The sequence below is a fragment of the Diaphorobacter nitroreducens genome (assembly GCF_002214645.1).
GTDB classification, from domain to species: Bacteria; Pseudomonadota; Gammaproteobacteria; order Burkholderiales; family Burkholderiaceae_C; genus Diaphorobacter; species Diaphorobacter nitroreducens.
The window spans coordinates 3219852-3232015 of record NZ_CP016278.1; the positions used below are offsets into that span (position 1 = coordinate 3219852).

The 12164-nt window shown below is 71.0% G+C and carries 9 protein-coding genes; 2 read left to right on the forward strand and 7 right to left on the reverse strand.

The window, feature by feature from the left end:
• Window positions 1-9 precede the first annotated feature (9 nt).
• The 3 genes from BA022_RS15125 to BA022_RS15135 form a co-directional block, all read right to left on the reverse strand.
• Window positions 10-3696, reverse strand: coding sequence for a bifunctional diguanylate cyclase/phosphodiesterase (locus BA022_RS15125; RefSeq protein WP_187305974.1), 3687 nt, complete (start codon window positions 3694-3696; stop codon window positions 10-12).
• 241 nt (window positions 3697-3937) lie between these two features.
• Window positions 3938-5038: a 3-deoxy-7-phosphoheptulonate synthase gene (locus tag BA022_RS15130; RefSeq protein WP_088887999.1), complete on the reverse strand. Its 1101-nt coding sequence runs from the start codon at window positions 5036-5038 to the stop codon at window positions 3938-3940.
• 130 nt (window positions 5039-5168) lie between these two features.
• The gene (locus tag BA022_RS15135; RefSeq protein ID WP_088888000.1) at window positions 5169-5651 is read right to left on the reverse strand and encodes a C40 family peptidase; all 483 of its coding nucleotides are present in this window, start codon (window positions 5649-5651) and stop codon (window positions 5169-5171) included.
• Between the two features lie 216 nt (window positions 5652-5867).
• Here BA022_RS15135 and BA022_RS15140 point away from each other — a divergent pair, with 216 nt between their 5' ends.
• Entirely contained in the window at window positions 5868-7196 is a 1329-nt protein-coding gene (locus BA022_RS15140; protein ID WP_088888001.1) for an aminotransferase class I/II-fold pyridoxal phosphate-dependent enzyme, read from the forward strand.
• Between the two features lie 295 nt (window positions 7197-7491).
• On the opposite strand, the gene BA022_RS15145 is transcribed toward BA022_RS15140, so the two are convergent.
• The 4 genes from BA022_RS15145 to dinG all read right to left on the reverse strand — a co-directional run bounded on the left by BA022_RS15145 (window position 7492) and on the right by dinG (window position 11583).
• Complete coding sequence (locus BA022_RS15145; RefSeq protein WP_011807235.1) at window positions 7492-7998, reverse strand: pyridoxamine 5'-phosphate oxidase family protein; 507 nt, start codon at window positions 7996-7998, stop codon at window positions 7492-7494.
• Between the two features lie 209 nt (window positions 7999-8207).
• The gene (locus BA022_RS15150) at window positions 8208-8864 is read right to left on the reverse strand and encodes a 3'-5' exonuclease (RefSeq protein ID WP_088888002.1); all 657 of its coding nucleotides are present in this window, start codon (window positions 8862-8864) and stop codon (window positions 8208-8210) included.
• Window positions 8865-9009: 145 nt separating this feature from the next.
• Entirely contained in the window at window positions 9010-9207 is a 198-nt protein-coding gene (locus BA022_RS15155) for a hypothetical protein (protein ID WP_011807233.1), read from the reverse strand.
• Between the two features lie 186 nt (window positions 9208-9393).
• Window positions 9394-11583, reverse strand: a complete 2190-nt coding sequence (gene dinG / locus BA022_RS15160) for an ATP-dependent DNA helicase DinG (RefSeq protein ID WP_088888003.1) — start codon at window positions 11581-11583, stop codon at window positions 9394-9396.
• A gap of 248 nt (window positions 11584-11831) precedes the next feature.
• On the opposite strand from dinG, the gene BA022_RS15165 reads away from it, so the two are divergent.
• Window positions 11832-12140, forward strand: coding sequence for a hypothetical protein (locus BA022_RS15165; protein WP_011807231.1), 309 nt, complete (start codon window positions 11832-11834; stop codon window positions 12138-12140).
• Window positions 12141-12164: the final 24 nt, after the last annotated feature.

Genomic DNA, 12164 nt, shown 5'->3' on the forward strand with positions numbered 1-12164 from the left:
CAATTTGGCTTAAAAAGGCGGCGTGCGGGCTGCGGCGATGTGGTCGTGCAGCAGTTGCTCCAGCAGGTCCAGCGGCAGCGGCCGGCTGAAGAAGTAACCCTGGTACACCGCGCAGCCGGCGTGCGCCAGCCAGTCGCGCTGCGCGCTGGTCTCCACGCCCTCGGCGATCACCTCCAGGCCCAGGCTGGCGGCCAGGCCGATGATGGTGCGCACGATGGCCGCGTCGTTGGGGTCCGTGAGCAGGTCGCGCACGAAGCTCTGGTCGATCTTGAGCTGCCCGAGCGGCATGCGCTTGAGGTAGGCCAGCGACGAGTAGCCGGTGCCGAAGTCGTCCAGCGAAAAGCCCACGCCCAGCGCGCGCAGCGCCGCCATGGTGGCAATGGTGGCGGCCAAGTCTTCCACCAGCAGGCTCTCGGTCAGTTCCAGCTTGAGCTGGGAGGCCGGTGCGCCGGTGGCGGCCAGCACGCCCGCCACGTCGTCCACGAAACCCGCATCGCGGAACTGGCGCGAGCTCACGTTCACTGCCATGGTCAGCGGCGCCAGCGCCGGCACCTGCTGCCAATCGGCCAGCACCGAGCACGCCGTGTGCAGCACCCAGTGCCCCAGCGGCAGCACCAGGCCGGTCTCCTCGGCCAGCGGAATGAACTGCCCGGGCGACACCATGCCGCGCCGCGGGTGCGCCCAGCGCAGCAACGCCTCCACGCCCACGATCGCGCCCCGCGCATTGATCTGCGGCTGGTAGTGCAGCAGAAACTCTTTCTGCGCCAGCGCGTTGCGCAGGTCCGCCTCGAGCGAGGCACGCTCGGCCACGGCATGCTGCATGCTCGGGTTGAAAAAGCGCAGCGTGTTGCGTCCCGCGGTCTTGGCCTGGTACATCGCCAGGTCGGCCTGCTTGAGCAGTTCGCCCACCGTGGTGGGCGCGTGGTTGAACAGCGCAATGCCGATGCTGGGCGTGCTGCGGTACTGGTACCCGGTGAGCGCATAAGGGGCGCTGAGCACGGCGAGGATCTTCTCGCCCACGGCGCCCGCCTGCTCCGCCAGCGTGTCGCTGTGCGCGCTGAGCTGCTCCACCAGCACCACGAATTCGTCGCCACCCAGGCGCGCCACCGTGTCTGCGCTGCGCACGCAGGTGTTCAGCCGCTGCGCCACGATCTGCAGCAGCTCGTCCCCCTGGTCATGGCCCAGCGTGTCGTTGAGGGTCTTGAAGTTGTCCAGGTCGATGAACAGCAGCGCCCCGCCCTGCTCCAGGCGCTGCGCCTTGGCCAGGGCCTGGTCCACGCGGTCCAGCAGCTGCACGCGGTTGGGCAGGTGGGTGAGCGGGTCGAAGAAGGCCAGGCGCTGGATCTCGCGCTCCTGGTGCTTGCGCGTGCCGATGTCGGCGTTGATCGCGAGGACCGACTCGGGCTCGCCACGGTCGTTGCGCACCAGCGTCCAGCGGCCCTCGGCTTCCAGGGTGCGGCCCGCGCGGTCGCACTGCAGGATCTCGCCGCTCCACACGCCATGCTGCATCACGTGCTGGGTGGCGCGCAGGAAGTCCTCCGGGTTCTGGTACAGCAGCGTGGCGATGGAGCGGCCGAGGACCTCCTCGCGCGACCAGCCGTACATGCGCTCTGCGCCCTCGTTCCAGAACGTGATGCGGTGCTCCAGGTCGCGCACGATGATGGCGTCGCGCGCCTTGTCCAGCAGCGATGCCTGCTGGCGGATGCGCTGGTCGTCCGTCTGGCGCTGCAGTTCCGCGGCCGCGCGCGCGGCGAAGATCTGCAGCGTGTTGCTGACGAAGCGGCTGCGCTCCAGCGCCTGGCGGAACACCACGAAGATCATGCCGATGGGCGTGCCGTCGCTGGCCGTGAGCTGCTGGCCCACGTAGCTGCGCGCGCCCGTGCGCGCGAGCACCGGCGCGCGCGGGAACCGCTCGCGCGCACGGTCGCGGATGACCAGCGAGCGCTGGGTCAGCAGCCGCTCGCTCGGCGTGCCTTCCAGTACGTATTCGGCATTGGGCTGGGTCACGCCATCGACCACGTGCGACAGCGCCACCGCCCGCCGCGCCTGCCCGGGGGCGGCCGGCAGGAAGCGGCCCACGCAGGCCACCTGGGCGCCCAGCGCCTCGGCCATGTGCTGCGCCAGATGGTCGAAGAACGCCGCGCCCACGCCGGCCGAGACGGCGGTGGCCACCTTGACCAACGTGGCCTGCAGGCGCTGCTGCTCCGCGCGGGCACGCAGGTTCTCGATGCCGAACGCGAGGTCGGCGGCCATGGCCTCCAGCAACTGCGTCTCCTGCACCCCCAGGTGCAGCACCTCGGGCGCATACAGGTACAGCAGGCCGAAGGTGCGCTCGGCGTTGCGCAGCGGCAGGCACACCACGGCGTGAAAGCCCAGCTGGGCCATGCGGTCCGCCAGGTGACTGAAAGCCGGGCTGTGGTGCACGTCGTGCACGATCACCGTGCGGCCGCTGCGCACGCACACGCCTGCCGGGCCGTTGCCGCCCGGCTCCTGCACCGACCAGCTCAGGTGCAGGTGTTCGGTGTAGTCATGGGCTTGGGCGACGCCCGCATGCGCCACGGGCTCGATGCGCCTGTGCGCATCGTCGCGCGCCATGCCCACCCAGCCCATGCGGTAGCCGCCGATCTCCACGGCCACGCTGCACACGGCGTGCAACAGATCGGACTCGCTGGTGGCACGCACCAGTGTCTCGCTGCAAGCGCCGCGCATGCGCTTGGCCCGGTTGACGCGCGCCAGCTCGTCCTCGATACGGCAGCGCTCGGTCACGTCGCTGGCCAGCATCTGCCACGCCGGGCGCCCGCCGAAGTCCGTGTCGCCCACGACGACTTCCACGTCCAGGGCGGCGCCGTCCTTGCGTGCGTGGCGCCACAGCCGTGGTGCGGACGCGGGAGACCCGGGTGCATGGGCCTCGCGGCGCAGCATGTCGAGTGCGCAGGTGGCCGCGTCCTGGTTCTCCGCGGACCAGAGCGCGCGCAACTCCATGCCCAGCAGCTCCTGCTCCGCATGGCCGTAGTGGCGGACCATGGCGTGGTTCACCGCCAGCAGACGCAGGCTGTCGCGGTCGCAGACCCACATGGGCTGCGGATGTTCGGCAAAGAGCGTGCGGTACTGCTGCTCGGACGCACGCAGCTGCGCGTCCACGCGCCGCAACTGCAGCATCGCTCCCAGCGATTCGGCCAGGATGCGCAGGTGCAGCAGATGCTGCGCCTCCAGCGCTGCGCCCTGGGGCACCCTCACCTGGAGCAGGCCCGCGAGCAGCGCGCCGCTGCCCAGCGGCATGCTGACCCGCCGGTGGGGGGGCTGCGCACTTCCCACATCCTGCGCGGGGGCGTCCGTGGCTGCCTGTAGGCCCGCGCGTGCGGCTTGCTCCATGCCCTGCCAGGATGCGCAGGCGTCCAGCGGCACGCGGGTGCCGATCTCTGGCAATGGCGGCGCGCCCACGCTGGCGCGCACGGCCAGCGCATCGTTTTCGCGCAACGCGATCATTGCCCCGACCGCGCCCGTGATCGCGCAGGCGGCCTGGGCGGCCTGCGCCAGGACGTGCTCCAGGGGCAGCTGCAGGTCCGTGATCAGCTGCTGGAGCTGCAGCAGGAGCGCATGCGCCGCCGCCTCGTCGTGCGCCTGCACCGCTGTGGCCAGGCCTCCTGCCTCGGCCGGGTGGGCTGACGGAGTTCCGGTGGAATCGCTGATAGGCATGGCGCGCTGCGTGTCATGCCCACGCGCGGCCGGGATGGCGCAGCGGGAAGGAGCGAGAGGCGACCCGGGCCATGGCGCGCGTCAGGAGCGGCCCAGGCTGGCGCCGGCCAAGGGGCTCGGCGGTGGCGCGGCGGGGTATTGGAAGAACATGGCGGACGCTTCTGGCCCAAAAGGCGGGCGGATGTGACTGATGGTACATGGGCGCCCTCCTTCTTTTCTGCCGCGACGGCGCCGGAGCGTGTCAGCCGCGCGTGCGGCGTTCGCGCACGGCCGCAGCCAGCTGCTGCAGTACCGGCACGGTCTGTGCGAAGCTGATGCAGGCATCGGTGACCGACACGCCGGGTGTGAGCGGCTGGCCGTCCACGATGTCCTGGCGGCCCTCCTGCAGGTGGCTCTCGATCATCACGCCGGTGATCCGCGCATCGCCGGCGGCGATCTGCTGGGCCACGTCCTGTGCCACGTCGATCTGGCGGCGGTGCTGCTTGCTGCTGTTGGCATGCGACAGGTCGATCATCACCTGCGGGCGCTGGCCGGCCTTCTCCAGCAGCGCGCAGGCGGCCTGCACGTCGGCCGCGCCGTAGTTCGGGGCCTTGCCGCCGCGCAGGATCACATGGCAGTCGTGGTTGCCGCGCGTCTCGAAGATCGCCGCCTGCCCCATCTTGGTCATACCCATGAAGGCATGCGGTGCCTGCGCGGCCTGGATGGCGTCGGCCGCCACCTTCACGCCGCCATCCGTGCCGTTCTTGAAGCCCACGGGGCAGGACAGGCCGCTGGCCAGTTGCCGGTGGCTCTGGCTTTCGGTGGTGCGCGCGCCGATGGCGCCCCAGCTCACCAGGTCGCTGATGAACTGCGGCGACAGCAGGTCCAGGAATTCCGTGCCCACGGGCAGGCCCAGCGCCAGCACGTCCAGCAGCAATGCGCGGGCGCGCTCCAGGCCTTCGTTGATGGCGAAACTGCCGTCCAGGTGCGGGTCGTTGATGTAGCCCTTCCATCCCACGGTGGTGCGCGGCTTCTCGAAGTACACGCGCATCACGATGAGCAGGTCCTGCGCCAGCGCATCCGCCTGCTCCTTCAACAGGCGCGCGTACTCCATGGCCTGGTCATGGTCATGGATAGAGCACGGCCCCACCACGACGATGAGGCGGTCGTCCTGCCCGTGCAGCACGCGCGAGATGGCCACGCGGCTGCTTTCCACCAGCGTCTGCGCCGCCTCGGGCGCGGGCTGCCATTCCTGCAGCAGCGCGGGCGTGATGAGCGGGCGCACGGCTTTGATGCGCAGGTCGTCGATGCGCGTGGTGTCGTGGGTGGTGAGCGGGGATGCGAGGCGTTCGGTCAGGGTCATGGTGCCCCGATTGTCGCGCTACCCGCGTAAGAGCCTGTCCGGGGAGTTCGGCGGCTTGCCCCGGCGGCGGGTGGCGGTGGTGAAGGAAGGTAACACCGCATGTGGCCGCCGCAAGCGGCGCCGTGGAACTTCAGGGGCGCCGGAAGCTCGCGAACTGTCGCGACCAGTAGCGCGACTTCAGGTGGTCCAGGCGCACCGTGCCGCCGCTGGACGGCGCATGTACGAAGCGCCCCTCCCCCACGTAAATGCCGGCATGCGTGGGCCGGCCGCGGCCGAACACCACCAGGTCGCCCGTGCGCAGCTCGTCCGCGTCGATGGACTGGCCGAAGCCGCTCAACTGGGCCACCGTGCGAGGCGGGGCCACGCCCGCGCGGCTGGTGTACACGTAGCCGATGAGGCCGCTGCAGTCAAAGCCGCTGTCGGGCGTATTGCCGCCGTAGCGGTAGGGCGTGCCCACCAGTCCCAGGGCATGGATGGCGATGTCGCTCGACTGTTCGGGCGACAGGCGGGAATAGGCGGCGTTGCGCGAGGCAGAGGTGGGCGGCGTGGTGCCGCAGCCCACCACCAGCAGGCTGGCCGCGAGCGTCAGGACGGGAAGGGCAAAGGCGCGCATGGGGGTCAAGCGTAGCAGCCGCGGCGCGATGGCGCAGCCAACACCCCGCGCCCAAACGCGCTTTCTCCTACTTTTGCAACGTTTTTTGGGGTCATTTTTTGCACTTTTCTCGCGGCGCCTCGCCGTGGTGCACGCGCGAAGGGTGTGGGGCGCGATTGCAGCGACTGAGCCGCGCAGTACAAAAAATTGTACTAGTACAAACAATACAATGTGTGCATGCCATCGTTGTCTGTAGAAGGAAGCAATGCCAAAGACATTGCGGCAAGCCTTGAATATGCCATGCGCCGCGGCGCTCTGCCAAGCGGCGCTGCCCTGCCCTCGGTGCGCCATCTGGCCGCAGAACTGGGGGTGAATCCCAACACCGTCGCCGCCGCTTATGCGCGGTTGCGCAGCGCGGGCCGCGTGGTCACTGCGGGGCGCCGCGGCACCCGCGTAGCGGGCGAGCCGCCCCGCCCTGCCCCGTCGTTCGCTCCGCCCGAGGGCCTGCGCGACCTGGCCAGCGGCCAGCCCGATCCTGCGCTGCTGCCGCGCCCCCGCGGCGCGGCCTGGGCCGCTGCGCTGGGGCAGCCGGCAGCGGTGCCGCATGCGCCGCAAGCGGTTGCGGAAGCGCTGCTGTCGCAAGCACGCCCCTGGCTGGAGAGCCAGGGCCTGCCTGGTGATGCCGTGGGGGTCTTCTCGGGCACGCTGGATGCGATCGAGCGCGCCCTGCGTCAGCATGCGCGCCCCGGCGACCGCGTGGCGGTGGAAGACCCGGGCTGGCCACCGCTGCTGGCGCTGCTGCACAGCCTGCGCCTGCAGCCCGTACCCCTGGCCGTGGACGCGCAAGGGCTGTGCGTGCCGGCAGCGGGCGTGTTGGCGCAGTGCTGCGCCGTGGTGGCCACGCCGCGCGCGCACAACCCCACGGGCGTGGCCCTGGATGCGGCCCGGTGGAAGGCGCTGCGCCGCCAATTGCGGGCCCATCCGCACACGCTGCTGATCCTGGATGACCACTGGGGCCTGCTGAGCCACGCGCCCCTGGCGATGGCCGGGGCCCTGCCGCCGCTGTGGCTGCATGTGCTGAGCGTGAGCAAGGCGTTGGGCGCAGACTGCCGCGTGGCCCTGGCCGCGGGCACGCCGGCGCTGGTGCAGGGCATGTGCGCACACCAGGCACTGGGGCCGCGCTGGGTCAGCCACTGGTTGCAAGGGCTGGTGGCGCAGTTGTGGCGGCAGGCGGCGCAGGGGCGTGCGCGGGGCTCATGGCGCCATGCCGCGGCCCAGTACGCGGCCCGCCGCGCGGCGCTGGCGGACGCGCTGCGCGGCCACGGGGTGGCGGCGCCCTGGCTGGAAGGCGAGGGCCTGCACGCCTGGATGCCGGTGTCCGACGAAGCCGCGGCGGTGCAGTCCCTCGCGGCCGCGGGCTGGGCGGTGCAGGCGGGCGCGCCGCTGCGGCTGCACAGCGGGCCGGGTGTGCGCATCAGCCTGGGCGCCGTGGGCGTGCGCGATATGGGCCGGCTGGCGCGCGACCTGGCGGTGGCGCTGCGGCCTGCGGTGCGGGCGGTGTTTTAACGAACGCGAGCGCGCCGCGAATGCGGCAGCGCTTCCGTGCTGCACGCCGCCCGTGGGGGGAATGTTGTCAAAGTCCGCTTCTTGAAATCTCGCTTCTTGCGGAGGGAGGCGGTCCTTGGAGCTGCCGCCACGTGGTCTGTGGTTGGCCTCTTTGCGGGCGACGAGCTAAGGGTTAAGGGCTACCTGTGTCGGGGCACGCCGCGGCTTGCGGCGCCCGCTCTCCGCTCCAGCAACGCGCGCTGGCAAGGCAGACGCTCCTCGCGCAAACTGCCTCCGCGCGGGCTGGGCGCGCCCGTCAATCTAGCGACAGCTCGCGGTGCTCGCCCAGCGGCTTGGGCTGCTCGCCGGTCAACGCGGCGGTGGCCAGTTGGTAGAGCTGGGAGAGCTTGCTGTCCTTCACGTCCCAGTATTCCGCATGCTCGATGCGGACGGCCAGCAGCACCAGATTGGGGTCTGTGGGACCGTCGGGGAACCAGGCCTTGGCCAGCGGCGTCCACAGTGCTTCCTTGCGCGCGGGGTCCTCGATGAAACCGGCCGTGCCCGACAGCGACACGTAGCAGTCTTCGCCCGGGTCGGCGTAGCTCAAATGCACCTGGCTGTCGGCCTGCAGGCGGCTGTGCAACTCGCTGCCGCGCGGGATGAAGAAGAACAGCTGGGACTGCGCATCGATGTCCTTGTTCAGCGTGGTCAGCGGGTGGGCATGCAGCCGGCCGTCGGCCGCGCGGTGGGCGAGCATGGCAAAGCGGATGTCCTTGATGCGGTTCCACAGCGTGGCGTGGGGGGAATCGTCGGGCATGGACATGGGAGAACCTCCGTGGGATGTAGGTAGGACGCCGCGGCGCGGTGCGTCACGCACGCGCCAGGACGGGCATGCAACGCACTGTAGGGTGCGCTCGGGGTGCGCGGCGTCGGCCCCGGTCACGCCTGGATGTGCGCGCAATCCGACGCGCGGTATGAATGGGAGAAGGATGAAAAAATGCCCTGTAGCGCCCGCAACAAGGGCGGGGGCAGCTACCCCATTTGCAACGCCGTTGGCGGCTGTTCGGCTGGCGCGGCCTGGCGGTGGCGCTGCAGCAGCTTGCCGATGGCAGGGCGTGCGCAGCGCTGCAACTGCATCAGCAGCGCGTGGTCCGGCCAGGCCAGGCCGAAGCGTTGGCACAGGTCACGCTGCATACAGGCCAGCAGCGCGGCGGCCATTTCCGCATCGGCCAGCGCGCGGTGGGCGCGCCCGGCGCGCGGCAGGCCGAGGTGGTCCGTGAGGCGGCCCAGGCTGTGGCTGGGCGCATCGGGGTATACGCGGCGCGACAGCAGCACGGTGCAGGCGAACGGATGGGGCGCGGCGAGCCCGGCGTACTGCAATTCGGCCTGCCAGAACTTGCGGTCGAATGCGGCGTTGTGGGCCACCATGGGCGCGTCGCCCACGAAGCGCGCGGCCTCGCGCATCACTGCGGCGGCATCGGGGGCGGCCTCCACCATGGCATTCGTGATGCCGGTGAGCTGCGTGATGAAGGGAGGGATCCGCACGCCCGTGCGCATCAGGCTCTGGTAGCGGTCCACCACGCGGCCGCCTTCCATGAGCACGATGGCCACCTCGGTGGCGCGTGCACCCTGGGCAGGCATCATGCCGGTGGTTTCGAAATCGATGACGGCGATGGGGGCGGACGGCATGCGGGACGGCAGGAAACCGGCCCCGCGCACCCCGTGCGATAGGCACGGGCCACCGGCACCGGTGCGTAATCGTAGCCGCCACGCACGAAGCGCCGCCGCCCCCAAAAGTGCGGATGCCGGGCCACGCGGGCCCTGCAGGCCGGGCTCAGCCCGCGCCGCCCTGGTTCTTGCTGCCGCGGCGCGACTGCGCCTGGTTGCCGCTGCCCACCTGGTCCGTGCGGTCGCTGCGGCTATCGGGCGTGCGACGCGCCTGGTTCAGGGCCGTGGGGGGCTGGTGCCCCTGCTGGTTGTGGTCGTTGGCCACCTTGTCGGTGGCGCCCGAGTTGTCGTTGGTGCGCTTCATGGCGGGCCTTTCAGAGGGATCGGTCCAGTCCACTCTAGGCAGCGCGGCAGAGCGCGGGCGTCGGCGATGGGCCTGCCCGCCTGTGGGACGTGGCCCGACAGGCGATGCGGGAAGGGGTTAATGGTCCAATCGGGCTCCAGCGCTTATCCAGCAAGCGCCACCAGCTATATCAATAGGAGCAATCGGTCACCCTGCGGCCCGGCGCGCCAGCGTGAACGGCGGCAAGCCCTGCAGCAGCCGCTGGCCGTAGCCGGTTCGCACCAGGCGCTTGTCGTAGCAATACACGTGCGCGCGGTCTTCCTCGGTGCGGATGGCGCGGCCCACCCACTGCGCCAGGCGGATGGCGGTGGCGGGCACCACCAGTTCGCTGAACGGGTCGCGACCGGCGCCGCGCAGCCATTCGGCGCGGGCCTCCCCCACGGGGTCGTCGGGCGGGGCAAAGGGCAGCTTGGTGATGAAGAGCGATTCGCACAGCCTGCCGGGCAGGTCCAGCCCCTCGCCGAAGGATTGCATGCCGAAGATGATGGAGGGCTGGCCCTCGGCCACGCGCTCGCGGTGGCGGGCCAGCAGCTGTGGGCGGGGCAGGGTGTTCTGCACCAGCACGGCGCTGCGCATGGCGGTGGGCAGCATGTCCACGGCCTGGCGCATCTGCTCGCGCGAGGTGAACAGCACCAGCGCGCCAGCCTCGACCAGGGCCAGGTCGGACAGCAGCGCGTCCACCATCTCGGCAGTGAAAGCCTGGGCATCGCGCGGTTCGGCGCGGGTCTCGGTGGCCACCAGCGTGCCCTGCAGCGCGTAGTCGAACGGGCTGGGCACGGCCAGCGTGGTCACGGCTTCGTCGCCGAACAGGCCCGATTCGCGCAGGAAGAAGTCGAACTGCCCGCAACTGGTGAGCGTGGCCGAGGTCAGCACCGCGCCGCGCACGGCGGACCACAGGTGGTTGCGCAACGTATTACCCGGCAGCACGGGGCTGGCATGCGCGCGCACGACGATGAAGTCGCCCTCGACCTCCAGCGTGAACCACTTGGCGGCCGGCACCGCGCCCTCGGGCGCGTCCTGCAGCAGCAACTGGGCGGCCGCGTGCACGGCCTCCAGCCGCGGCGCCAGCACGCCGATCTGCGCATACAGCTGCGACAGGCGCCGCGCCTCGTCGGGCTTGTCGCGCATTTCGCTGCGCAGGGCCTTGGAAATGGCGCGCAGGGCGTTCAGGAAGCCCTCGGCGTGGTGCGCGGCCTGGCTGAAGGGCTCCACCAACGCTTCGGGCAGCACACCGCCGGCCACGCGGGCGCGCGTGGGCAGGCTGGATGCGAACTGGCGGCGCCCCGGCGCGGGCGCACGCAGTTGCTCGCCATACACGTCCATCACCAGGCGCGCGGCATCCTGCAGCGCGGCGCGCAGGCGCGCGGCGTGATTGGGGATGTCGGCAATTTCCTCGACCTCCACCAGCTGGCCGATGCGCAGCGCGCGGCTGGCCAGGCGGTCGATCCAGGTCAGGCGCGAGAGGTCGGCCTCGCAGGCGAACTGGTCGAGCGCGGTGGCGGGCAGGTGGTGGGCCTCGTCGATCACCAGCAGGCAGTTGTCCAGCTCGGGCAGCAGACGCGCGCCCAGGGACGACAGCAGCAGGTCGTGGTTGGCCACGATGACCTGCGCGGCCACGAGCTGCTTGCGCCGCTCGTAGTAGGTGCACTGGTTGAACACCGGGCAGTGCTTGCCGGTGCAGGAACTGGCCTCGGCCGCCACGGGACTCCAGGCCTCGGGCTCGGGCGGCGTAGCGAGCGTGTCGCGGTCGCCGTCCCATTCGCTGGTCGCCAGCGCGTCGGCCATGCTGGCGTAGAACTTCATGCGCGCCTCGGACTCGTGGCGCGGGCGCTTGCCGCGCTGCTCGGCTTCCTCGTCGGCGAACAGGTCGTCGTCGGGCAGGTCGCCGTCACCGCCCGGGCCGGCCGCGCCGCCGCCGGCCAGGCGCTCCAGCTTGAGCTTGCACACGTAGCGCCCGCGCCCCTTGGCCAGCGCGAACTGGAAGGGTTGCTCCATGCGTGCGGCCAGGGCCGGCAGGTCCTTGTGCACCAGCTGCTCCTGCAGCGCCACGGTGGCGGTGGAGATCAGCACCCGCGTGCCGCGCGCCAGCGCCATCGCGATCGCGGGCACGCTGTAGGCCAGCGACTTGCCCACGCCCGTGCCGGCCTGCACCACGGCAATCGCGCGCTGGGGCAGGGCATCGTCGTCCTCCAGCTTGCCCAGCTGCGCCTGGCTGAAGGTCTGGGCCACCTGCTCGGCCATGCGCCGCTGGCCCTCGCGCACGCGAAAGCCGGCCGTGGATTGGACCACCGCCTCGAACGATTGCAGGGCCTGGGCGGCCCACTCTGTGGAAGACATGGAAGGGAGATCAGGCGCGGGGCCGGCTTTGCGGGGCGTGCCACTGTAAATGCATCCAGGCATGTTAGCCGAAGCGGGCTGGGCACTGCTCAGGGCCGGCTATACACCCCTGGCCGTGCCCCCCAGGTGATGCGTGGTCGCCCGTGCGCCCAACGCTGATGCCGTCGTCCGCCCCCGGCCTACGCGGAACCGGGCGGGGCCTGCCTAGCATGGGGCGATCTGCCTTGCAGGCAAACGAGAGGTTCCCCATGCCATCCCATCGCGATACCCCGTCCCCTTCCAATGCCCCGGGCGCCGCGCCGCCGTCGCCGGGCGAGCACACCGATGTCCACGAACAGGGCGTGGACCTGCAGACCCCGCCCCAGCAGGAACGCGCCGCCGGTACCCCCGCCGCGCCCAAGCTGCCGCACGAGCGGGACCAGTCCGTCACAATGACCGGCGGCGAGCGCCATCCCGAGGTCGAGCAGGCCCACCGCGACGTGGAACGCGGCCTGCAGGATACCGACCGTGGACCGCCCGCCGACCGCACCTATCGCAAGCTCAAGGACTCGGAATAGCTATTAAAAACGTAGCTGTCAGCG